The 23,592-nt window shown below is 53.1% G+C and carries 26 protein-coding genes; 11 read left to right on the top strand and 15 right to left on the bottom strand.

From position 1 onward, the window contains the following. The first annotated feature begins 5 nt into the window (after positions 1-5). From AB7038_RS06855 to flgL, 9 genes are all read left to right on the top strand, one after another. A complete protein-coding gene (locus AB7038_RS06855) occupies positions 6-812 on the top strand; it encodes a flagellar hook assembly protein FlgD (RefSeq protein WP_368888557.1) in 807 nt (268 codons plus the stop codon). A gap of 30 nt (positions 813-842) precedes the next feature. After that, positions 843-2,261 (top strand): flagellar hook protein FlgE, encoded by a 1,419-nt coding sequence (flgE, locus tag AB7038_RS06860; RefSeq protein ID WP_369452997.1) that lies wholly within the window; start codon positions 843-845, stop codon positions 2,259-2,261. A gap of 21 nt (positions 2,262-2,282) precedes the next feature. Then, a complete protein-coding gene (locus AB7038_RS06865) occupies positions 2,283-3,038 on the top strand; it encodes a flagellar basal body rod protein FlgF (RefSeq protein ID WP_369452998.1) in 756 nt (251 codons plus the stop codon). Positions 3,039-3,057: 19 nt separating this feature from the next. Then, entirely contained in the window at positions 3,058-3,840 is a 783-nt protein-coding gene (gene flgG / locus AB7038_RS06870) for a flagellar basal-body rod protein FlgG (RefSeq protein WP_004236835.1), read from the top strand. Positions 3,841-3,915: 75 nt separating this feature from the next. After that, positions 3,916-4,665, top strand: coding sequence for a flagellar basal body L-ring protein FlgH (locus AB7038_RS06875; protein WP_072871785.1), 750 nt, complete (start codon positions 3,916-3,918; stop codon positions 4,663-4,665). A gap of 17 nt (positions 4,666-4,682) precedes the next feature. Beyond that, positions 4,683-5,789 (top strand): flagellar basal body P-ring protein FlgI, encoded by a 1,107-nt coding sequence (locus tag AB7038_RS06880; protein WP_025152188.1) that lies wholly within the window; start codon positions 4,683-4,685, stop codon positions 5,787-5,789. Further along, the gene (gene flgJ, locus AB7038_RS06885) at positions 5,789-6,766 is read left to right on the top strand and encodes a flagellar assembly peptidoglycan hydrolase FlgJ (RefSeq protein WP_369452999.1); all 978 of its coding nucleotides are present in this window, start codon (positions 5,789-5,791) and stop codon (positions 6,764-6,766) included. Before AB7038_RS06880 ends, flgJ begins: the two co-directional genes overlap by 1 nt. A gap of 149 nt (positions 6,767-6,915) precedes the next feature. Further along, positions 6,916-8,556: a flagellar hook-associated protein FlgK gene (flgK, locus tag AB7038_RS06890; protein WP_368888553.1), complete on the top strand. Its 1,641-nt coding sequence runs from the start codon at positions 6,916-6,918 to the stop codon at positions 8,554-8,556. 24 nt (positions 8,557-8,580) lie between these two features. Beyond that, positions 8,581-9,528: a flagellar hook-associated protein FlgL gene (gene flgL, locus AB7038_RS06895; RefSeq protein ID WP_368888552.1), complete on the top strand. Its 948-nt coding sequence runs from the start codon at positions 8,581-8,583 to the stop codon at positions 9,526-9,528. Positions 9,529-9,597: 69 nt separating this feature from the next. On the opposite strand, the gene AB7038_RS06900 is transcribed toward flgL, so the two are convergent. Then, positions 9,598-10,551 carry a LysR family transcriptional regulator gene (locus AB7038_RS06900; protein WP_349418503.1) on the bottom strand — a complete coding sequence of 318 codons (954 nt, stop codon included), beginning with the start codon at positions 10,549-10,551 and terminating at the stop codon, positions 9,598-9,600. A gap of 112 nt (positions 10,552-10,663) precedes the next feature. On the opposite strand from AB7038_RS06900, the gene AB7038_RS06905 reads away from it, so the two are divergent. After that, the gene (locus AB7038_RS06905; protein WP_368888551.1) at positions 10,664-11,401 is read left to right on the top strand and encodes an SDR family NAD(P)-dependent oxidoreductase; all 738 of its coding nucleotides are present in this window, start codon (positions 10,664-10,666) and stop codon (positions 11,399-11,401) included. Between the two features lie 163 nt (positions 11,402-11,564). Here the strand turns inward: AB7038_RS06905 and fliR are convergent, their stop codons facing one another. The 13 genes from fliR to fliF form a co-directional block, all read right to left on the bottom strand. Continuing rightward, the gene (gene fliR, locus AB7038_RS06910) at positions 11,565-12,350 is read right to left on the bottom strand and encodes a flagellar biosynthetic protein FliR (protein WP_004236824.1); all 786 of its coding nucleotides are present in this window, start codon (positions 12,348-12,350) and stop codon (positions 11,565-11,567) included. A 3-nt stretch (positions 12,351-12,353) separates the two neighbouring features. Further along, positions 12,354-12,623, bottom strand: coding sequence for a flagellar biosynthesis protein FliQ (fliQ, locus tag AB7038_RS06915; protein WP_004236823.1), 270 nt, complete (start codon positions 12,621-12,623; stop codon positions 12,354-12,356). Between the two features lie 29 nt (positions 12,624-12,652). Then, positions 12,653-13,393 carry a flagellar type III secretion system pore protein FliP gene (fliP, locus tag AB7038_RS06920; protein WP_072871791.1) on the bottom strand — a complete coding sequence of 247 codons (741 nt, stop codon included), beginning with the start codon at positions 13,391-13,393 and terminating at the stop codon, positions 12,653-12,655. A gap of 8 nt (positions 13,394-13,401) precedes the next feature. Next, positions 13,402-13,869 carry a flagellar biosynthetic protein FliO gene (gene fliO, locus AB7038_RS06925; protein ID WP_369453000.1) on the bottom strand — a complete coding sequence of 156 codons (468 nt, stop codon included), beginning with the start codon at positions 13,867-13,869 and terminating at the stop codon, positions 13,402-13,404. Position 13,870: 1 nt separating this feature from the next. After that, positions 13,871-14,281 carry a flagellar motor switch protein FliN gene (gene fliN / locus AB7038_RS06930; protein ID WP_025152197.1) on the bottom strand — a complete coding sequence of 137 codons (411 nt, stop codon included), beginning with the start codon at positions 14,279-14,281 and terminating at the stop codon, positions 13,871-13,873. Then, a complete protein-coding gene (fliM, locus tag AB7038_RS06935) occupies positions 14,274-15,287 on the bottom strand; it encodes a flagellar motor switch protein FliM (RefSeq protein ID WP_024473858.1) in 1,014 nt (337 codons plus the stop codon). The genes fliN and fliM overlap by 8 nt, the downstream gene beginning before the upstream one ends. Before the next feature lie 5 nt (positions 15,288-15,292). Beyond that, complete coding sequence (fliL, locus tag AB7038_RS06940) at positions 15,293-15,778, bottom strand: flagellar basal body-associated protein FliL (RefSeq protein WP_024473857.1); 486 nt, start codon at positions 15,776-15,778, stop codon at positions 15,293-15,295. Positions 15,779-15,942: 164 nt separating this feature from the next. Then, on the bottom strand, positions 15,943-17,310 hold the full coding sequence (locus AB7038_RS06945) for a flagellar hook-length control protein FliK (RefSeq protein ID WP_369453001.1): 1,368 nt from the start codon (positions 17,308-17,310) through the stop codon (positions 15,943-15,945). Further along, positions 17,310-17,753, bottom strand: a complete 444-nt coding sequence (fliJ, locus tag AB7038_RS06950; RefSeq protein WP_004236816.1) for a flagellar export protein FliJ — start codon at positions 17,751-17,753, stop codon at positions 17,310-17,312. The genes AB7038_RS06945 and fliJ overlap by 1 nt, the downstream gene beginning before the upstream one ends. Positions 17,754-17,764: 11 nt before the next feature. Next, positions 17,765-19,129, bottom strand: a complete 1,365-nt coding sequence (gene fliI, locus AB7038_RS06955; RefSeq protein ID WP_369453002.1) for a flagellar protein export ATPase FliI — start codon at positions 19,127-19,129, stop codon at positions 17,765-17,767. Beyond that, positions 19,126-19,857: a flagellar assembly protein FliH gene (fliH, locus tag AB7038_RS06960; RefSeq protein ID WP_368888546.1), complete on the bottom strand. Its 732-nt coding sequence runs from the start codon at positions 19,855-19,857 to the stop codon at positions 19,126-19,128. The genes fliI and fliH overlap by 4 nt, the downstream gene beginning before the upstream one ends. Then, the gene (gene fliG, locus AB7038_RS06965; RefSeq protein WP_024473852.1) at positions 19,850-20,842 is read right to left on the bottom strand and encodes a flagellar motor switch protein FliG; all 993 of its coding nucleotides are present in this window, start codon (positions 20,840-20,842) and stop codon (positions 19,850-19,852) included. Before fliG ends, fliH begins: the two co-directional genes overlap by 8 nt. Continuing rightward, positions 20,839-22,539, bottom strand: coding sequence for a flagellar basal-body MS-ring/collar protein FliF (fliF, locus tag AB7038_RS06970; protein WP_369453003.1), 1,701 nt, complete (start codon positions 22,537-22,539; stop codon positions 20,839-20,841). Before fliF ends, fliG begins: the two co-directional genes overlap by 4 nt. 274 nt (positions 22,540-22,813) lie before the next feature. Here fliF and fliE point away from each other — a divergent pair, with 274 nt between their 5' ends. Continuing rightward, positions 22,814-23,125, top strand: coding sequence for a flagellar hook-basal body complex protein FliE (gene fliE / locus AB7038_RS06975; protein WP_368888544.1), 312 nt, complete (start codon positions 22,814-22,816; stop codon positions 23,123-23,125). A 150-nt stretch (positions 23,126-23,275) separates the two neighbouring features. Here fliE and AB7038_RS06980 read toward each other — a convergent pair whose 3' ends face one another. Beyond that, positions 23,276-23,494 carry a hypothetical protein gene (locus AB7038_RS06980; protein WP_139294265.1) on the bottom strand — a complete coding sequence of 73 codons (219 nt, stop codon included), beginning with the start codon at positions 23,492-23,494 and terminating at the stop codon, positions 23,276-23,278. Between the last annotated feature and the right edge of the window lie 98 nt (positions 23,495-23,592).

Consider the following 23,592-nt stretch of genomic DNA (forward strand, 5'->3'; position numbering starts at 1 on the left):
GAGTCATGGGGATTAATGCAGCAACCAATGATCCGGTCAATAACGACATTGATACGCAGAAAAAGCCGCAGAAAAGTCAGAGTGACGATATGCGGGACACCTTTCTGAAAATGATTGTCACGCAGATGCAGAACCAGGATCCGACCAAGCCGATGGATAACACGGATCTGACCAGCCAGCTGGCGCAAATCGCCACCCTGGAAAGTATGAACAGCCTGAATGACAGCGTCAGCGGTATATCAAAACAGATTAACTCCGGCCAGTCATTACAGGCGACACAACTGGTCGGGAAACATGTCCTGATCCCGGGCAGTGACCTGGTTCTGGTACCAGCCGGTGACGATACAACCCGCGTGAAAGCCGATAATCCGCCTCCGGGTGATGACACATCAATTGCCCCGTTTGCCGATGATAACGGCGGTGATGACAGCAGCGGCAGCGGATTTGAATCCTCGCCGTTCGGTTTCTTCCTCGCCAAACCGGCGGACAAAATTGAGATAACCATCCGCGATAAAAATAAAGGGATTGTCAGAACCATCACGATTGACGGTGAAACCAAACCGGATATCTACGACAAAACCTGGGACGGCCGTAATGATAATGGTGAGCTGGTTGCCGATACCAAAGGAAAATACACCTTTGAGGTCAAAGCCACCATGAAAGGGGAAGAAATTCCGGCTTCACAGGTTACCCGGTTGAAATATGCCACTGTCAATGGCGTAACTCCCGGTGAAAGTGCACCACTGCTGGATGTCGGGATTGGCAACAGTGTGCCGCTGGCAGCAATTTTTAAAGTCTATCCGACCAAATAATATTTAAAGTTTAATTGTCATGGAGGTGACATGTCTTTTTCACAAGCAGTCAGCGGCCTGAATGCCGCTTCATCCGGTCTTGATTCGATCGGTAACAACATTGCCAACTCCGCAACCAACGGCTTTAAAGGGGCGCATGCTTCTTTTGCTGATATGTTTGCCGGTTCCGGTGTGGGTCTCGGGGTTAACGTTGCTGCGGTTTCCCAGAACTTCAAAGACGGTGCAATCACCCGTACTGACCGTGCGACCGATGTGGCAATTTCCGGTAACGGTTTCTTCCGTCTGCTGGATGGTAACGGTGACGTGGTGTACAGCCGTGACGGTGAATTCCACCGTGACAAGAGCGGTAACCTGGTTAACAACCAGGGCATGATGGTCACCGGTTTCCCGGCGGGTCTGGATGCCGCCGGTAACGCCACTATCCAGACCGGCGGCATTCCGCAGATCCTGAATATTCCGACTGATATGATGGATGCCAAAGCATCAGCTAAAGGCGAATTAACCATCAACCTGAATTCGGACGACAAAGTGCCGTCAGTCAGCACGTTTGATCCGAATAATCCGGACAGTTACAACTTCAGTACCACAATGACAACCTACGACAGTCAGGGCAATACCCATGAAGTCGCGGTTTATTTTATCAAAACTGACAATAACAAATGGACCGTCAAAGCGAAAGACGGCAGTGATAACACCGCAGTTATTCAGCATCTTGGCAATATGGAATTTGATGGTAACGGTAAGTTACTCCAAATGACGGCTGTAGATAAAAATGGTTTACCTATCCGTGATGGCGGTGACCCGGTTCTCGATCCGGTGACAAATCAACCGGTTCTGGATGCCAACGGAAATCCGGTTCTGGATGGCGGTAAGCCTGTACTGGATAAGGACGGTAACCCGATTCTGGATGCCGGCGGTAATCCGGTCCTGGACGGCGGTAAAATTATTGAGGTTAAAATCAATAACTTCAATTTTGATTTTAACGGGCTGAATGGCGCTAACGCCGGCAGTATTACACTGGACGTCGGCAAAACCCGTCAGCAGAAAGTCACAGAATCATCTGTCAGCAAAATTGATATTGACGGCTATCAGTCCGGCGAATACACCAGCTTTAAAATTGAGAATGACGGCACCATCACCGCCAGTTATTCCAACCAGCAGAAGCGGACTGTCGGCAAAATCGCACTGTCTACGTTTGCCAACAATAACGGCCTGGCATCCCAGGGCGGTAACGTCTGGAAAGCGACCAATGCTTCCGGTAACCCGATGGACGGCGTTCCGGGCACCGGGCAGTTCGGTAACCTGACCGGCGGCGCGGTGGAAGCCTCCAACGTGGATATGAGCCAGGAACTGATCAACATGATTGTGATGCAGCGTAACTATCAGTCCAACTCACAGACCATCAAAACGCAGGATCAGATGCTGCAGACGCTGGTTAACTTACGTTAAGCATAAAGACAGAAGGTGGCCATGGATCACGTTATTTATACGGCAATGGGCGGCGCTAAACATGCGCTGGAAAATCAGGCCATTGTCTCGAACAACATTGCCAACGTCTCGACGTCCGGGTTTAAGGCACAGTTATCCGCCATGCGGGCGGTACCGGTAAACGGTGATACAGAGCAGACCCGGACACTGGTGGTCTCTTCGACCCCCGGGGCGGACATGACTCCGGGGCCGCTGAACTACACCGGCCGTCAGATGGATGTGGCGCTGAATGAAGGTCATTTCCTGGCGGTGGCACTGCCGGGCGGGGAAGAAGCCTATACCCGTAACGGCAGCATTCAGATTTCAGCGGACGGTCAGCTGATGCTGGGCGAACACCTTCTGCAGGGTGACGGCGGAGCGATTGATGTGCCGCCGCACGCGGAACTGACCATCGGCGGTGACGGTACGATTACGGCACTGATCCCGACCGATCCGCCGACTATGCTCGGCCAGATCGGACGCCTGAAAGTGGTGGAAGCGAAACCGCAGGATGTGTTGCGCGGCGAAGACGGGCTGTTTCATCTCACGGCGGCGGCACGTAACGCCAACGGTAATGAACTGCCGCTGAGTGAACGCGGCAAAGTATCGTCCGGTGTACTGGAAGGCAGTAACGTCAACCCGGCACAGGCGATGGTGGAAATGATCGCCAACGCGCGTCATTTCGAGATGCAGATGAAAGTGGTTCACAGTGCGGACGAGAATGCCCAGCGGGCCAATCAGCTGCTTTCTGTGAGTTAATATTCAGTAAGGAATTATCATGATCCGTTCATTATGGATTGCCAAAACCGGGCTTGAAGCCCAGCAGACGAACCTGGATGTTATTTCCAACAACCTGGCCAACGTCAGCACCAACGGTTTTAAACGCCAGCGTGCGGTGTTTGAAGATCTGCTGTATCAGAACATCCGTCAGCCGGGTGCCATGAGCTCCGAACAAACCTCTCTGCCGACCGGCCTTCAGCTGGGTACCGGTGTGCGTCCGGTGGCGACCACCCGTATTCATGCCCAGGGGGCGCTGAACAAAACCGGTACCTCGACCGATATCGCCATCAGCGGACAGGGTTTTATCCATGTCCAGATGCCGGACGGCTCTGATGCCTATACCCGTGACGGTTCACTGCATCCGGATCAGAACGGTCAGCTGGTGACCTCATCCGGTTATCAGATTGTCCCGGCCATTATGATCCCGGAAGGGGCGCAGAAGATGGAAATCGGCCGTGACGGTACCGTGTCTGTCACCATGTACGGTGAAAGCCAGCCGCAGCAGATCGGCCAGATTACCCTGACCACCTTCATTAACGATGCGGGCCTGGAAAGTATCGGCGAAAACCTCTACATGGAAACCGCCAGCTCCGGCGCACCGACAGAAAGTGCCCCTGAAACCAACGGCGCAGGCCGTCTGTATCAGGGCATGGTGGAAACCTCTAACGTCAATGTGGCGGAAGAGCTGGTCAATATGATCCAGACGCAGCGCGCGTATGAGATCAACAGTAAGGCCGTTTCCGCCTCTGATCAGATGTTACAGCGTCTGACACAACTGTAATCCCTGTCCCGGCGCTGAGGTTATCGCCGCCGGGGCTTTTTACTGAGACACGCACAGAACAGCAAGAGTATTAAGATGACTGAAAGCGGCATTGTTCCACGGCAGCAGGATTGCGCAAGTTCTCCTGCCACTTCTGTTTGCGGGCGCGGACTGGTGACAGCGGCAGTGCTTGCCGTATCACTCAGCGGTTGTGCTTACATCAAACCCAAACCGCTGGTGGATACCCATACCACCGCGCTGCCGGTCGCACCGACTGCCCCGGCCGCGAACGGTGCTATTTTTCAGAGTGCGCAGCCTGCCTACTACGGCTACCAGCCGCTGTTTGAGGACAGACGCCCGCGTAACGTCGGCGATATCCTCACCATCAATCTGCAGGAAAACGTCAGCGCCAGCAAAAACTCCTCCGCTAATGCTAACCGTGCCGGGAAAACCGGGTTTCTCGCGGCAATCCTGCCCGGTTTTATGCAGGGTTGGCTCGGCGGCGGTAACACGGAACTGGACGTAAAAGGTAACAGTGAATTTACCGGCAAAGGCGGCGCTAACGCCCAGAACACCTTTAAAGGCACGATTACAGTCACGGTCGATCAGTTGCTGGCGAACGGTAACCTGCACGTGGTGGGTGAAAAACGGATCGCCATCAACCAGGGCACGGAATCCATCCGTTTCTCCGGCGTGGTGAACCCGCGCACCATCGGGGCGGATAACAGTGTCAGCTCCACTCAGGTGGCGGATGCCCGTATTGAGTATGTCGGCGACGGCTACATCAACGAATCGCAGAATATGGGCTGGTTACAACGTTTCTTCCTGAATGTGTCACCGTACTGAGCAGAGGTAAAGTGAGAATGAAAAAAGTACTGACCGGCCTGCTGATTGCGGTTTTAGGTGTGGCGAGTCTTCCCGCACACAGTGAGCGGATTAAGGATCTGACCACCGTACAGGGCGTGCGTGAAAATGCGCTGATTGGTTACGGGCTGATAGTCGGCCTCGACGGTACCGGTGACCAGACCATGCAGACACCGTTTACCACGCAGAGTCTGAATAATATGCTGTCGCAGATGGGGATCACCGTACCGCCGGGCACCAATATGCAGCTTAAAAACGTGGCTGCGGTGATGGTTACCGCCAAAATGCCGCCGTTTGCCCGCTCCGGCCAGGCAATCGACGTGGTGGTGTCCTCAATGGGTAACGCCAAAAGTCTGCGTGGCGGCACACTGCTGATGACCCCGCTGAAAGGCGTGGATGGTCAGGTGTATGCGCTGGCGCAGGGCAATATCCTGGTCGGCGGTGCTGGTGTCAGTGCCGGGGGCAGCAGTGTCAAAGTGAACCAGCTGGCCGGTGGCCGGATCAGCGGCGGGGCGACGATTGAGCGTGAACTGCCGGGCGCATTCGGTCAGAGCGGCGTGATTAATCTTCAGCTGAATGAAGACAGTTTTGCGCTGGCTCAGGATATCAGTGATGCGGTGAACCGTATGAACGGTTTTGGTACCGCAACGCCGCTGGATTCCCGCACCGTGCAGTTACGGGTGCCGCAGAGCAGCAGTGATCAGGTGCGTTTCCTGGCGCGGGTGCAGGATCTGAATATCCGTCCGCCGCAGAATGAAGCCAAAGTTATCCTGAATTCCCGTACCGGTTCTGTTGTGATTAACCGGACAGTGACGCTCGACAGTTGCGCGGTTGCCCACGGCAGCCTGGCGGTGACGGTCGATCGCCAGACACAGGTCAGCCAGCCGGACACGCCGTTTGCCGGTGGTCAGACTGTCGTGACCCGCAATACCAATGTCGGCATCCGCGAGCAGGACGGCACCCTGAAAAAAGTCAATGCCGGGGCGAATCTTAACCAGGTGATTCAGGCGCTCAATACACTAGGAGCCACACCGACTGACCTGATGTCGATTTTACAGGCGATGGAAAGTGCCGGTTGTCTGCGGGCGAAGCTGGAGATCATCTGATGAGCGACATACAGTTGATGCAGAGTGCAGCCTATGATGTGCAGTCGCTGGGCAGCCTGAAACAGCAGCTGAATGAAAAACCGCAGGAGGGGCTGCGTCAGGTGACGCAGCAACTGGAAGCGACTTTTGTTCAGATGATGCTGAAAAGTATGCGCGCGGCACTGCCGCAGGACGGATTGTTCTCCAGCGATCAGACCCGGATGATGACCAGCATGTATGACCAGCAGATAGCCCAGAACCTGTCAGAAAAGGGGCTGGGCTTCGGCGATATGATGTTTAAGCAGCTTTCTGCGGATAATGAACCGGATCTGCCGCTGCGTTCGTCAATGATGGCGCTGGATGATGCCACGATGATTCAGTCGATGCCGCAACAGGCAATGGCGCAGCTGATGCGAAAATTCAGTTCAGCGGGGGATGCACTGAGTTCACCGCTGAAAAAAGTGCGCGAACTGGGGCTTAACAGTCAGAATTTCATTGCAAAACTGACAGAACCGGCGAAAGCCGCGTCACAAAAAAGTGGTGTACATCATCTGCTGATCCTGGCACAGGCGGCGCTGGAAAGCGGCTGGGGAAAGCGGGAAATTCTGACTGCAGACGGCAAAACCAGTCACAACCTGTTTGGTATCAAAGCCGGGAAAGGCTGGGAAGGGCCGGTCACCAATATTATGACCACCGAGGTTATTAACGGCAAGACCATCAAAATGCGCGATAACTTCCGGGTTTACTGCTCTTATGAAGAGGCGATTGCCGATTACATCCGCCTGCTGACCGAAAACCCGCGTTATCACGGCGTGAAACAGGCGGCCAGCCCGGAACAGGCGGCACAGCGTCTGCACAAGGCCGGATATGCCACCGACCCGGGATATTCCGACAAGCTGATTGTCCTTATAAATCAAATCCGCGGCACACCCGCAGCCGCACCGGTGGCTTCACGGGCGGTACAGGCTTACACCCTCGATTTGAGTGACATTTTCTGAACATTTCCGGCGTAAAAAAATGCAGTGAACACTAAATTTTTGCGCCGTCTTTCCGATAACAAGGTAAGACATAATTTTAAACGGATGCTATCTGCGCTGCATTTTCAGTAAGTCGCCGGGAAAGCAGTCGCCAGAGAAAGGAAAAGCACATGCTGAATAATGTAATGAATAACGCATTAAGCGGAATTAACGCGGCCCAGGGCGGGCTGAGTGTTATTTCCAACAACCTGGCCAACGCCGGGGTGGGTTATTATCACCGCCAGAGCGCGGTATTCGGTGAAAACCCGGGTACCATGACAACCAACGGCTACTTCGGTAACGGCACTTATTTCAGCCATGTCCGCCGTGAGTTCGATGAGTTCGTCAACATGCAGTATAACAATGCGCGTTCCCGCAGCGGCGACTACGAAGCGTTTATGAAAAATGCCTCCGGGGTGGATGACCTGTTATCCAACAGCACCGATGATATCGCCGGGATGCTGGGCAGTTTCTTCACTGCACTGGACGAAGCTGCCAGCGACGCCAGTGATAAAACCCTGGTGGACGTGTTTCTGGGCAAAGCCAAAACCATGGTCAGCCAGCTGAAAGAAGCTGACCGCCGTCTGCGTGAGATGGATAATGATGTTAACCATCAGATCGATAATAAAGTCAGAGATATCAATACCTACGCGGAAAAAATTGCCAAACTGAATGAGCAGATCAGCAACTCCCGCGCGGTGAACGGTGCAGAGCCGAATGATTTGCTGGATGTGCGTGATCGTCTGGTGAACGAGCTCAATTCTGTTATCGGCATCAAAGTGATCGAGCAGAACGGCAATTTCAACGTCTCGTTCGCCAACGGCCTGCCGCTGGTGACCGGCGGACGCGCTAACCGCCTGGAAGCAGTGGCCTCCGGAGCGGATGACAGCCGTCTGAGCATCGGTTTTGTTGATTCTGCCGGTAATGTCCGTGAAATCAAAGATGACCAGATCCGCGGCGGTGAACTGAGTGGTGTTCTGCGCTCACGCCGTGAAGTTATCGACCCGGCAAGACAAAAACTGAACCAGATGGCGCTGGTTTTCGCAGAGAAATTCAATGAGGTTCACCGCAAAGGTTATGATGCCAACGGCAACACCGGCAAGGATTTCTTTGCGGTCGGCAACGGGAGTGTGGTCAGCAATACCCACAACAAAGGCAAAGCCGATTTTGATATCAAATACAACGATGTCTCCAAAGTCACAGGTAATAACTACGATGTCAGTTATGACGGCACCAACTGGAATGTGACCAAATTACCGGAAGGTACAGTTGTGAATGCGAATTTTGATGCCACCTCCGGAACATTAAGTTTTGATGGCATGGATATCAAAATCAGCAATAACACCGCACAGGCTGGTGACAAATTCCTGCTTAAGCCGGTGGATAATGTGATCGGCGGCCTGAACACGCTGGTGACAAATGCGGCGGATTTTGCGGCGGCAGACAGCACCGGTGGTGCCAGCAACAATGAAAACATCAAAGAGCTGGTAAAACTGCAGGATCAGAAACTGGTCGGCGGCACATCCACGCTGTCTGATTTCTATGCATCAGTCGTGAATGAGGTGGGCAGCAAGGCCAGCCAGGCACAGATTGATTCTGAAGTGCAGAACAAACTGACTGTCAGCTTCTATGAGCAGCAGCAGGGCATCTCCGGTGTTAACACCAACGAAGAAAGTGTGCAGATGCAGAAAATGCAGCAGTTCTTTAATGCCAACGCCAAAGTGCTGTCAACCGTTGATGAATTATTCAACGTTCTGATGCGTGCATTCTGATTTTGAGTTAAGAAGGAAATTATCATGCGTTTCAGCACCAATTTAATGTTCAGTCAGCGTGTGTCGGATATGAACAATGCCACGGCCCGCTGGATGGAAGCGGGCAGTAAACTGGCTTCCGGTAAACGTGTCAGTAAACCGTCTGATGACCCGCAGGCATCCGCGCAGGCGGTGCGTGTCACTCAGTCTGAGAGCCGTAATCAGCAGTATGCTTCCACACGCGGTTATGCCAAAACCGGGATGACACTGCAGATGAGTATTCTGACGCAGATGAACAGCGTTTCCACGCAGATGGATACCACGATTATTCAGGCATCCAACCAGGGCTCACTCAGTGACAATGACCGCGCCTCACTGGCAGAACAGTTGCAGGGGCTGAAGGATCAACTGGTGTCGCTGGGCAACACGACTGACGGTAATGGTCGTTATATTTTCGGTGGTTATGAATCAGACACGCCACCGTTTGAAGCGGATGCAACGACCGGTGATGTGCTTTACAAAGGCGGCGATAAATCCATTACCCAGAACGTGGGCAGTGATCGTGAAATGACAAGCTATTTTGCCGGTTCGGAGGTGTTTGCCACCACGACAAACGCGAGAGGTGAAAAAGTCGCTGATATGTTTACTGCGATCAACAAAGGCCTGGAAGCACTGAAAATTCCTCAGCAGAATGCCTCACAGGCTGATCTGGACAGAGCCAAAGCCGGGATGGAGGAAGCAAACCGCGGTGTGAAAGCCGGGATGGAAAAAATCTCCAATATTGAAGCGAAACAGGGCTTACAATTACAGGAAATTGACAGCCTGGATTTCCTGTCACAGACCCGTAAGATCCAGAATGAAGGCCGTCTGAGCGAGTTGCTCCACACCGACTGGACCAGTACGGTATCGGATTACCAAAAAGAAATGGCGCTGTTTCAGGCCTCACAGGATATTTTTAAGGATCTCAACAGCATGTCGCTGTTCGGTCGTTAAACTATCCGGATGCAGTACTGAATTCCTTTGGCCGTCATTGCGACGGCCTTTTTTTATGCCGGACACCGGTCAGCGTACCGGGGCTATCACCCAGTGATCCGGAAAATCCCCTTCCGGTTTCAGTTCTTCAGTCAGAAAATCCATAAAAGCACGGATACGCGGTGAATGACGGGCATCCGCCGGACAGGCCAGATAATAGATGTGTGAGACATTGGCATAATCTTCCAGCACCCGCACCAGTTTTCCGCTTTCCACCGCCTTACGGGCAATAAAATCGTGCATCATTGCCGGGCCGTTACCGTCAACCGCCATATAATAGGCCGCCATCACATCCTCAAAAAAAGCCATATCGCCGGTGGTTTCAACATGCACAACCTCATCATTGATCACCAGCGGCCACGGCAGCGGGCGGGTATGTTCCGGCAGATGCATCTGGAGACAATTATGATGCACCAGATCATCCGGGGTGTTCAGCGGCGGCGCATGTTTCAGATAGTCCGGTGAGGCCAGGATCCAGAACCGGGCATAATCTATTTTTGTGGCAACCCAGTCCGGCAGCCGGTCAATCCAGCTGGTGACCACCACATCACACTCGGTGGTTTCCTGGCTCAGAATACGGAAGCGCAGATGGAAATCGACCTCAATCTGCGGGTAACGGTGGCGGAATTTCGGCATCAGCGGAAACACTTTGCGGTAAGCATAGTCATTCGGCAGGCTGACGCGGATTTTCCCGGCCGGGATGGTGCGCATATCCAGCAACGTTTCTTCAGCCGTGTACATGGCCTGTAAAGCGGTTTTGCAGTAACTGAGATACTGCTCTCCGGCTTCTGTCAGGCGGATATGTCGTGTGGAACGGAGAAACAGCGTACTGCCGAGTTTTTGCTCCAGCCGTAAAATGGTTTTACTGACCGCCGCCGGTGAAATATTCATGGCTTTGGCAGCGCCGGTAAAACTTTTCTGTTCAGCGGCACAACAGAACAGTTCCAGGGTTCCCAGCATCAGGTCATCAAAATGGCGCGGCATTATTAACCTCAGGTTGGTAATGAAGTGACATCAGAGTAGTTTATTTCACGCAGCGAAGAAATATAATAATTTACATCAATTGCAAGTATTAAATCATAATCACAGGCTATTTATGAAACCACAACAGCGAACTGCCATCATCACTGATGCAGAAAGTTGTCTGGGGAAAGCATTAGTCAGAACACTGCTTGATGAAGATTATAACGTGATCGGTATATTCAGCAGTGATGAAAACAAGCAACATTTTTTACAGGAACTGGATAATAAAACCGCATTTTTGCCCGTGACCGGTGAAAGCCATTGTGTCGATTTTGCCGGACAACTGATACAACAGGGGATTATTCACTTCGGAAATATCGATATTATTATTCATAATTCCGGTGCTTTTCTCAGCAAAACTTATGAAAAAACGACGCCGGATGATTTCATGCATTTAATAAACAGCAATATTTATAGTTTATTTAATCTGAGTCAATTGGCGATTAAAAACATGTTGAAAAATCACGGTGGTAAAATTATCGTGGTAACCTCCTGTATTGCCCTGCAGCCGTCACAGAAAATACCGGCTGCACTGAGTGTCCTGGCAAAGGAAGGTGTGCACGGACTGGTCAGAGCGCTGGCGCTGGAGTACGCGAAGAAAAACATCTGTGTTAATGCTGTGGCACCGGGGTATATTGAATCCCCGCTGAATACAGAACTCAATCAGGATTTTATTAATTTAGTTTCACCGGCGGATAAAGTCGGAACCATTAATGATATTATAGAAAGTATTCGTTTTCTGCTGAAGTCTGATTATATTAACGGCACTGTTATGCCGGTTGACGGAGGCTATTCAGCAGGAAACTGGTAACCGTGTTATTTCTCAAGTCGTTTTCCGGATTATACACAGCAATATTCATTTGTACGCCATTACCGGATCCGGTAATCACTTTCTCGGTGATTACCGGTTTTTTATTTAAGGGAGAAAACCGGATATTTATACTGTTTTGACACCGGATATGAGTTGGATCCGGTTACGGAGAGGCAAACAGATTGAAAATCAGTGAGAGCTGCTCAAATGCCTGATGGATCACGCGCTCGGTAAAGCCCGGCAGGACAGAAATGATCAGACCCAGCATGCTGATGCCGACGGTCAGCGTCAGCGGAAAACCCACCACAAAAACAGAAAGCTGCGGTGTCATCCGGTTCAGAATCCCCAATGCAAGGTTAAGAATCAGGAACAGGGTGATAAACGGCAGCGCCAGCATTAATCCGTTGAGAAAGATATGGTTAGCAGACTGCACCAGCATGCGGAACCCTTCACGGTTAAGCGGGGTGACCTGTACCGGAATGAGATCAAATGAGCTTATCACAATATGGATAAGCCACAGGTGCCCGTCAAATGCGAGAAACAGCAGCAGGGTGATAAGGTTCAGAATACGTGCCAGAATCGGCATGTTCGGCCCGCCGCTCGGGTCAAAAAAGGTGGCGAAGGATAAGCCCATCTGAAGACCGATCACTTCCCCCGCATGACGGACGGCAGCAAACGCCATCTGCATGGTCAGCCCCATCGCCACACCAATCACCACCTGCTGTAAAATCACCCACAGACCGGGAGCGGAAAACAGCGGGATATTCACCACCGGCAACTGCGGGGACACAATCAGAACCGTGAAAAAGGCCAGCATCACCCGCACCTTACTGATTGATTGTTTTTCATTGAAAAACGGCGCGGTACCCAGCAAAGCCAGCACCCGGATAAACGGGTAAAATCCCTGGCTCAGCCACAGCGTCAGTGTTTCACTGGTAATACTTAACATAGGTCAGCCGATGATAAACGGCAGATTGGTTAACAGTGCGCGCATATAGTCAGTAAGCAGATTGAGCATCCACGGACCGGCAATCACAATCACACTGATAACAGACAGAATTTTCGGAATGAATGACAGGGTCATCTCATTCACCTGGGTTGCGGCCTGTAACAGACTTATCAGCAGACCGGCTGCCAGGGCGGCCAGCAGCAGCGGGGCGGCCAGCATCAGGGCGATTTTCATGGCTTCGGTGCCCATCGCCATTACGGATTCCGGTGTCATACTCTCTCCTGACTCATATTATTTCCCGGCTAAAAAAAGCTTTGTGATAACGAACCGAGCAGCAACTGCCAGCCATCCACCAGCACAAAAAGCATCAGCTTAAAGGGCAGGGAAACTGTGGCGGGCGGTACCATCATCATCCCGAGTGCCATCAGTACACTGGCAACCACGAGGTCAATAATCAGGAACGGAATAAACAGCGTGAAACCAATCTGGAAGGCAGTTTTCAGCTCACTGGTGATAAAGGCCGGGATCAGAATGCGCATCGGCACATCTTTGGCTTCCTGAATTTCACCTGTTTTGGCGATACGGGCAAACAGTGCGAGGTCGCTTTCCCGTGTCTGGCCGAGCATAAAGGTGCGCAGCGGTGCGGTACCGCGATCCAGTGCTGTTTCCAGACTGATTTTGTCTTCACTGAACGGACGGTAAGCTTCGTCATAGACTTTATCGAACACCGGTGACATCACGAAAAATGTCAGAAACAGGGCCAGTCCCAGCAGAACCTGGTTCGGCGGTGCGGACGGTGTGCCGAGAGCATTTCGCAATAAGCCCAGCACAATAATGATGCGGGTAAAACTGGTGGTCATCAGCAGCAGGGCAGGAATAAAGCCCAGCAGTGTCAGGAACAGCAGGGTCTGAACCGGCAGAGACCAGCTCTGGCCGCCGTCCGGCAGCACATGGCTGACGACCCCCGGCAGTGAAGCTTGTGCCTGCGGAACCAGCAGAAACAGAGCGAGTGCGGGAAGGGCGCGTTTGAGCAATGACATCATGAAAAATCTCAGCGTGGTTCATCAGCCGGTACCGCATCTTTATTTGCGGCACGTTTGGTTTTCAGCAGCGCCTGAAAGGCGGAAGGAGCATCAGTTACCGCCGCCGGGTCAGCCGGGCAGCGGTGCAGCAGATTAACCGACTGCGCGGTCACACCCAGAATCAGCCATTCTCCCTGAATCTCCGCCACCACCAGCCGTTCTTTGTTTCCCAGAGAACAGGTGCTTCTGATACTCAGCAGCGGATTTTTGCCGGCCAGTTTTGCGGTAAAGCCGAATTTGCGGACAAACCAGGTCAGTCCCAGGATCAGCAGAATAATGCCGCTGAGGGCACCGGATACCTGAAGCAGGCTGTCCGTGCTGTTAATCGCCTGAGAACCGGCGGTGGGCGGCGGCAGGGCGACGGAAGAAAAAACGGCACTGTCTGCCGTTTTCTCTGCGGCCGGTAAAACGGGTTTTCCGGAAGCGGTCGGTGTCATATCAGCGGCTCAGGCGGCGCATACGTTCAGACGGGGTGATAATATCCGTGATGCGGATACCGTAATTGTCGGAGACCACCACTACTTCACCCTGGGCAATCAGATAGCCGTTGATCAGGATATCCAGCGGCTCACCGGCCAGCCCGTCCAGTGCCACCACAGAGCCCTGGGATAAACTCAGCAGCTTCTTGATGGTCATTTTTGTCCGGCCCAGTTCCACAGAGAGACGGACAGGGATATCCATAATCAGATTGATATCAGACAGCTGATTCAGCGGATTCTGGCTGTCGAGATTATCAAACGCCTGACTGGTCCCGGTTTCTGCTTTTTTTTGTTGTTCCATTGCCTCTGCCCACAGAGACTCGCCATCGTGTTCCGGGTTCATATCAGGAGTGTTGTTCGCCTCACTCATTGGTTTTTTCCTCGTCCAGAGTGTTTAATACAGGATTAATCAAATGTTCCACACGCAATGCATACTGGCCGTCCCGTGTGCCGTACTGACTGGTCAGTACCGGTACGCCGTCCACACTGACTATCAGGCGATCCGGTTTCTCCACCGGGATCACATCCCCTTTCTGCAGTTGCAGTAATTTTGAAATCCGCAGCGGGATTTCAGCAAAATTTGCGACCAGTTCCAGCTCGGAATGCTTCACCTGTGTCACCAGGCTGGATACCCAGGCTTCATTTTCCTGGTGACCGTGCTCCATCGGCGGGTTAATCAGCCGCTCGCGGATAGGTTCAATCATGGCAATCGGAATACAGATGCTCAGCTCACCCACGGTATTGCCGATTTCCACCAGGAAGGAGGTGGTGACCACGATATCGTTGGGGGAGGTGGTGATATTGGTGAATTTCACCTGCATTTCAGAACGCACATATTCCACATCCACTTCGGCAATCGGCTTCCAGGCATCGCGGTAGGCGTTCAGTGCCAGTTTCAGCATGCGGTGGATAATGCGCTGCTCGGTGTTGGTGAATTCCCGGCCTTCGGAACGGACCGGAAAACGGCCGTCACCGCCGAACAGGTTATCGACAGCGATATAGACCAGTGCCGGTTCAAAGGTGAACAGTGCGGTTCCGCGCAGCGGCGGCATATGCACAAGGTTCAGGTTGGTCGGCACCGGCAGGTTACGGGCAAATTCATGATAAGGTTCAATTTTGATACCACCGACAGTGATATCCGGGCTGCGGCGCAGCATATTGAACAATCCCATCCGGAACTGACGGGCAAAACGCTCGTTAATAATTTCCAGGGACTGCATACGCTCGCGGATAACGCGGCGCTGGGTATTCGGATCATAAGGACGGACTTTGTCCTTACTTTTATTGAGTGCTGTGTCGGCAGGCTGCGGCTCTGACGGCGAGTCACCATTGAGCAGCGCGTCTATCTCTGCCTGAGATAAAATATTATCGCTCATCAGTTTTACCGGAGAATAAAGGTGGTGAATAACACATCCGAAATTTCCTGATCCGGCTGTCCCTGTACCACGGTCGGGGCTAAGGTGGTTTTAACTGCCTTCATCAGCTGAAGTTTGCCGTCATGGGTTCCGAGTGTCTGCGGGGACTGCTGTGAGAGCAGCAGTAACAGGCGGCTGCGGACTTCCGGCAGATACTCATGGAGCTGTTTGCGGGAACGCTCGTTGGCCAGACGCAGTGTCATATCAATATACAGCACACGATCACGGCCGTTATTCATACCGGGAAGATTCACGGTAAACGGTTCAATGCCCATAAAGATAGGCTCAGGCATATTGGCCCGTTTCTCGTCTGCGGTACCGGCGGTGGTACTCTCCTGGTGAGAAGACCACCAGCTGTAACCCCCGAAACCTGCTCCTGCGAGGGCAATCAGGGCGAAAATAACCAGTAACCCGGTATTGGAACCTTTTGAGGCATTGCGTGAAGACGACATGTTAACTGAATTCCTATTTCTTGATAGCAAAACCCGGCAGGGGTTTCATACTCTGTAAGCCCATCCATTATGGCGTGGTTCTGAAGGACTAAAGGGGGGAAAAACGAAACAAAAAGGCGGTAACTCGGGGCTTTAGTCCCTCGTACCGCCGTTATGTACAGGAATCAGGCGAAGGTATCGATCCCGCCGCGGGCGCGGGCCTCATGAAGTGCCGCCGGGCGGACAAGGGTATCTGTGCTGATATTCACGCTGCTGATACTTCCGGCGGAAGCAATACCATCAGCGCTGCCGCCGTTGTGACGTTCATCACCGGAACCCTGCTGATTACCGTGATACTCCTGACCGACGGAGCTTTGCGCCAGGTGGATCCCGCTCTCCTGAAGGGCGTTGCGCAGTACCGGCATCATGGATTCCATCGCCGCGCGGACGTGGCTGTGCGGGGAGACAAAGTGCATCACCGCCTGATTATCCTCAATTTTAAGATGGATATTCAGTGAGCCCAGCTCTTCCGGATGCAGACGCAACTGTGCCTGCTGCAATCCCTGACGGGAGAAATAGATCATATTCTGGCTGACCTGCTGCTGCCACAGTTCGCTGCCGAGTTGTGCGGTTAACTGCATGGACGGTTGTGCCACCGGCGCATTGGTCTGGGCAGCGGTACTCTGTGCCGCCGCCGGCATCAGTACCGGGCTCTGGACGGCAGTATGGCTGCCCGGCGCGGTGACAGTCTGAAAGGCGCTGCTGTCTGTTTTGATACTGAATGCGCTTTTGCTGTTATCCGCACCGGCGGTATCGGTGGCGGATGCCAGCGATAACGGCACAGACGTATCAGCAGATTTCTTATTCAGCGGCAGGAAATCATCCGGCAGCGCTTTTTGATCCGGTTTTTGGGCATCGGTCAGTGAGAAACGCGGCTGATCCACGCGCGGTTTGGATTTGTCATCCGCAAACAGGGTGCGGGCATCGTTATTTTCATCCGTGATCAGCGGTTTATCACCGGTTTTGGCCAGTGCGTCTTCCGGCAACTCTGCGGTTTTGGCGATGTTTTTCCCGCTGTCACCGATTTGCAGCTTTGTATCCGCCGCCGGTTTTTCCGCTGTGCGGCTGCCCCGTCCGCTCAGACGTTCTTTCAGTGCCGCGAGCAGGGCATTGTCCGTTTCACCTTCTGTTTGTGGTAATGCAGGGGCATCATCCCCGGAGGTCAGCAATTTTGCATCCAGCTCAGGAGAGGCAGCATCCCCGGCAAGGCGGCGGGAGAAATTCAGTTGTGCCATGGTATCGGCACCGGTCTGTTTTTCCTGCGCGGAAGCCGCTTTGCCTTCCGCAGCCTGTTTATGCGCGGCAGTGTCATTACGGGTCTGTTTTACCGCATGTACGGCCTGTGCCGGTTTTTCCGGGCGCGGCTGCTGCGCATCCATCACGGCCTGAAACGGCAGGGCGGTTGCCTGTGCATCTTCCGCACGCGGTGATTCCTGTTTATTCAATGCGTTGTCAGCAGAACTGACCACTTTGGTACCGGCATTGACATCCATTAGCGGGTTCTCCATAAAGTCGCGCGCTGGGCAAATTCATCCATCTGTTTTTGCTCCAGCCGGTTTTGTCGTTGATTTTTTGCATGATCCGCACGGCGGATCAGAGTATCGAAGGCATTGACGCGCTGTTGTTTTTCCTGCCAGTGACGATTGGCATCACTGACGCGCTGCTCCCACAGGTTCAGCTGACCCTGCTGCTGTTCAATGGTCAGTTCGAGGGTGACCAGAAACTGCTGATAGTTCTGCCATTTATCGGCAGCCATCCCGGTATGCAGTGTCTGATTCAGCTTCTGCCGGTAATCGGCCTGATAATTCTCCAGCATGGTCAGCTGCTGACTCATCTGTGTGTGGGTCTGACGAACCTGAGCCAGCACTTTAGCCGCCTCTTCGGCGGCCTCTTCAGCTAAATTTAACAACGTGGTGAGTGCATGCGTATTTGACATTGACGACCTCGTTATGCGTCCGGTATCACCTGACTGAGCTGCTCACAGGCGGCCGGGTAGTCACAGCGCTCATCGATATCCTGTTGCAGAAACTTCGCCATATACGGGAACAGCTGAATGGCCTCATCCAGCATCGGGTCACTGCCCGCCGCGTAAGCACCGACATTAATCAGATCGCGGTTGCGCTGGTAAGCCGAGGTCAGCTGTTTGAAACGCTGAATTTTCCGGTAATGGCTTTTCTCAATCAGCTCAGTCATGGCCCGGCTGATGGAGGCTTCGATATCGATAGCAGGGTAGTGTCCGGATTCCGCCAGGGAACGCGAAAGCACGATATGGCCGTCAAGAATGGCCCGCGCGGAGTCAGCGATCGGATCCTGCTGGTCATCCCCCTCGGTCAGTACAGTGTAAAATGCGGTAACAGAGCCGCCGTTTTTGCCGTTACCTGCCCGTTCGACCAGTGCCGGTAATTTTGCGAACACCGACGGAGGATAGCCTTTTGTCGCCGGGGGTTCTCCGATGGCGAGCGCAATTTCACGCTGTGCCATACTGTAACGGGTCAGTGAATCCATAATTAACAGCACATTGCGACCCAGGTCACGGTAATATTCCGCGATCCGCGTGGCATAAGAAGCCCCCTGCATCCGCAGCAGCGGGGAAACGTCCGCCGGTGCCGCGACGACCACGGCGCGTTTTAAACCTTCGGCACCGAGGATATTTTCAATAAAATCTTTTACTTCACGGCCTCGCTCACCAATCAGTCCGACCACAATAATGTCCGCCTGTGTGAAACGCGCCATCATGCCGAGCAGCACACTTTTCCCGACACCGGAACCGGCAAACAGGCCCATACGCTGACCACGCCCGACGGTCAGCAGGGCATTGATAGCGCGGACACCGACATCCAGCACACTGTTAATCGGTGATCGTTCCAGCGGGTTGATCGGCGGTGTAATCAGCGGGGCGCGGATTTTGGCTTCCAGCGGCCCTTTGCCGTCCAGCGGGTTACCGGAGGCATCAAGGATACGGCCGAGCAGCTCATCACCCAGCGGCAGCTGGCGGCTGGTCTGCCCGCCGCTTCCGGTGGACTGCGCATAGACACGCGCACCCGGGGCGATCCCCTCCAGTTCCGCCAGCGGCATCAGCAGCATACGCGGTCCGTTGAAACCGACCACCTCGCAGATGACTTCTTCGGTATTCCCGTTGATCACCCGTTCGATAAAGCAGGTGGCACCGAGCGGCATTTTGATGCCCTCGGCTTCCATCACCAGCCCGGTAATTTTGGTCAGACGTCCGTAATGGCGGGTCATCGCCACTCCGGATATCCGTGATTCAAAGCCTTCCAGCGCGCCTATCCAGCGGCCAATCCGCGCGGTCATGATAGGGTCTCCGGCGCGTACAACCGGCACAGCTCCTGCCAGCGGGTGGCGACACTCATATCGATTTCGCCGTCATCCGCCACCACACGGCATCCGCCCGCATGCAGCTGCGGATCCGGCACCAGACGCCAGCCGTTCAGACTGAGCTGGGTACCGATATGCTGCTCCAGCATCTCAATATGTGCAGGGTTGACCCGCAGCTCCGGCTGACCGGCAAACAGCGGTTTCTGCTGAAGCAGACGGCTGATCTCTTCAAGCAGTGCGGTACCGTCACAGACCGCAGGCTGACCGAGCACCTGACGTGCAGCGGTCAGGGCAATCTGCAGCAGTTTGGTGGTTACCACGCTGTCAAAACTGTCGAGAGAATAACTGAACTCGGATAACAGTTTCTGCCATGCTTCTGTGACCGGCTGCTGTTCTGCCAGTACCTGCTGACGGCCCTGTTCAGCGCCTTCCTGCAGCCCCTGAGCAAATCCGGCATCATAACCGGCTTTCTGTCCCTGCTCATGGCCGGACTGAAAACCGCTGCGCTGCGCTTCTTCTTTCAGGTTATCCAGCAGATTGATCTGCTCGAGTACCTCTTTCGGCTCCAGGCAGGGTACTTTCGGCTTTTCCGGCTCCGGCTCATCGGACAGGGCAGGGAGCACAGAGGAATTCAGATCCCACTGATTCAGCTCCCGCGGCTGCCAGCGCTTCCATGGCAGACCGGTATTTTCCTTATCAGACATAGACATCGTCACCACCACCAATCACAATTTCGCCGGTTTCCATCAGACGGCGGACAATCAGCAGAATCGATTTCTGTTCATTCTCAACCTGCGACATACGTACCGGTGAACGGGATTCCAGATCATCACGGACAATCTCAGCCGCACGGGTGGACATATTGCGCAGGAAGTGTTCGCGCAGCTCTTCGTTGCAGCCTTTCAGTGCAATAACCAGCGAGTCGTTGGAGACATCCTGGAGGATGCGCTGGATACTGCGGTTGTCCACTTCGATAAGGTTCTCGAACAGGAACATTTCGTCGATAATCCGCTGTGCCAGTTCGCCGTCGTAATCGCGCATTGCACCGATAACACCTTCTTCCTGCTGACTTTTCATCAGGTTGATGATCTCGGCTGCGGTTCTCACGCCACCCATTTTGCTGCGCTTGAGGTTCTGGCCGTCCAGCAGATTGTTGAGGACTTCGGTCAGTTCCGCCAGTGCTGCCGGCTGCACACCACCAAAGGTGGCGATACGCAGCATGATGTCGTTGCGCTGGCGTTCGTCGAACAGCTCCAGTACATCGGCGGCCAGGTTGCGTTTTAAATGCACCAGGATGGTGGCGATAATCTGCGGATGTTCGTCGCGGATAATATCGGCCACCGTCTGCGGCTCCATATAGTTGAGGCTTTCGATCCCGGACGCACTTTCGTGTTTCTCGAAGATATCTTCCAGCAGACTGGCAGCGCGGTCTTCACCCAGCGCCTTGACCAGTACGGAACGCAGATAGTCATTGGTATTGATGTTCAGCGCCGCGTACTGAATCGCCGCTTCCTCAAACTCCGTCAGGACTTCCGCCAGTTCAGCGTTGGAAACCTGACGCATGTTGGACACCGCCATACTCAGCTGCTGAACTTCTTTATTGTTCAGGTGTTTAAAGACCTCGGCGGCCTGGTCCTCACCGAGCGTCATCAGCATGACGGCGCTCTTTTCTGTTCCGCTTAAATTCATTGTGCTTTTCCTAACCACTGACTGATAACCATTGCCACAACCTGCGGATCTTTATCCGCCATCTCACGGATACGCTGGCTCTGAATTTCGGCGCTGACACGCTGACGGGTCAGGCGGCGGCGGGTTTTCTCGTCCATATCGTCACTGATAACATCATCAGCCACGAGCGGGGTTTTCATCTGAGTCGCCTTAAACATACGGGCTTCTGCTTCCGCCTGCTGTGCTTTACGGTAGCGCTGCCACTGCGGTCTGATACCTTTGCGCCACAACAGCCAGCCCACCAGTAACAACAGCAGGATCTTGCCGTACTCCAGTGCCTGCGCAATGATGACCGGGCTTGTGAAGAGCGACGGCTCTTCGGTCAGCTGACCTTCATCGGTAAAGCGGGAGTTGGTGATGCTCAGGCTGTCGCCGCGGCTGACGGAATACCCCATCGCTTCGCGGGTCAGCGATTCAATCTCTTTAATCATCTCCGGCGGCAGCGGCTGCATTTCCTCGGTGCCGTCTTCTTTCTTCTGCGGGAGCCAGTTGATGATCACCGCGACAGAGAGACGGTCAACCACGCCAATCTGGCGCTGGGTATGGCTGATTTTGCGATCCACTTCGTAGTTTGTGGTCTCATCACTCTGCGAATTAATGTTGCTGTTACTTTTATTATCGGCAGGAGATGCATTTTTGTTATCTTTTGTATCCGCTTTTGCTGTTTCAACAGGGGCGGAAGGGGCACTGACCGGCTGATTGGATAATGCACCCGGTACGCCGCCCGGGCCGCCGTTGCTGTTCTGCTGACTCCGGCTGCTCTGACGCGAGCGGACAGCGGCGGAATCCGGCTGCTGGTTTGGTTTGTATTCTTCGGCAGTCTGTTCGACTTTGGAATAATCGACCTGAGCGGTTACCTGCGCCTGTACGTTGGCACGGCCGACCAGCGGGGCAAGCAGATCTTCAATACGCTGTTTAAGGCGGGCTTCAGTTTCCTGAGTCAGGCGCATCTGGGATGTGCTGACAGACTGCTGGCTGTTATCATTGTTTGTCAGCAGACGTCCGGTCTGGTCAACAATAATGACATTGGAGGAGGTTAATCCTGATACACTGCCGGAGACCATATGTACAATCGCACTGATCTGACCTTCATCCAGTGCGCGGCCCGGCAGCAATCCGACGGTGACGGAGGCTGTCGGTGATTTCTGTTCACGGACAAACAGGGTCGGCTTCGGGATCGCCAGATGCACCCGCGCGGTCTGAACCGGGCTGAGTGATTCAATCGTGCGTGACAATTCCCCTTCGAGGGCGCGCTGATAGTTCACCTGCTCACTGAACTGACTGATACCGAACTGCTCTTTATCCAGCAGTTCAAAACCGGTGTTACCGCCTTTCGGCAGACCGGCCTGCGCCAGCTTCAGACGCAGCTCATGCACTTTATCAGCAGGTACCAGAATGGCACTGCCGTTATCCGCGAGCTGGTAAGGCATATTCATCTGTGTCAGCTGACTGACAATATCGCCGCCGTCTTTGGCACTCAGGTTACTGAGCAGAACGCGGTAATCCGGGCTGCGCATCCAGAGGAACAGCGCAACAATAACGGCGATTGCAGCCGCGCCGGCGACCATCAGCGGAACCTTCGGATCAGCCTTAATACGGTCAATAATCAGGGCGAATCCCTTTTTGGTATCTCCGGTGTCTTGTGGTGCGGCACTCATAAACATTCCCTGCCTTGCAGATTTGACGGGTGAAAATAGTTTTGGCGAAACAACGTAATTTCCCTCTTTGTAACGTCACTTTTTTACGCTGCTATTATTCCCTGCAAATAACAAATCTAATGACAGAATCAGCCCGTGATTTTGGTGTTATTTACGGGCTTCAAGTTAAAAAGGGTATGTTAGGGTATGCAGGCAATAGGATGTGGCCGGTGTCTTTTTCAGCAGAAAATGGCTTCCTCAGTACACATTTATCCCTGTAAACGGAAGAAAAAACATGACAATTCAGGCAATTGAGGGAGTCGTCTCCCAGCTGAATGTAACAGCAGCACAGGCAGCAAGCCAGACTAAACCGGTCGCTGAAGCGCCGGGATTTGGTGATCACCTGATCTCGGCAGTGAATGAGATCAATACCACCCGTGTTAATTCAGCAAAAAAGGTGGAAGATTTTACACTCGGCAAAGCCGATATTTCCCTTAATGATGTCATGGTGGACATGCAGAAAGCGAGCCTGAGCCTGCAAATGGGCATTCAGGTGCGTAATAAACTGGTGGCTGCTTACCAGGAAATCATGTCAATGCCGGTGTAGCGGTGTGAATGTATTTTTATGAGCCTCACACCGGTGAGGCTTTTCTATACCCGGCGTATTGATATTGTTCCGGTGCCGGATCGGTTTCGGAAGTTTGGAAAATATTGCAGACATTAACCGCCAAATTAAAGCAGACCAACATCTTTTTTGTTACCTGTTTTTTTCTTTCACTTTGTCCGAAACGGCTCTCACAATAATAGCCAGGATGCTTATTAAGAGTGAAATAATGAAAATAGCGAAGAAAAGAAAAACATGACTTCCCGGTACCCCGGCAACTCCGGTTATAACTGTCGGATTGATATTGAAGGTGACAAGCATCAGTACCAGACTGACCATCGAAATAATAAAAGAAACTTTGGCTATATTCATAATAAATTCCATTTACATTAAGTTATTAAATTCCGCTATGACATAACTCAGGCTTCAGTTCTCCGGGATTTCCGGATAGTTCATGTTCCAAAGGTCGT

This window comes from Morganella morganii, from assembly GCF_041099235.1.
Classification (GTDB): domain Bacteria; phylum Pseudomonadota; class Gammaproteobacteria; order Enterobacterales; family Enterobacteriaceae; genus Morganella; species Morganella morganii_E.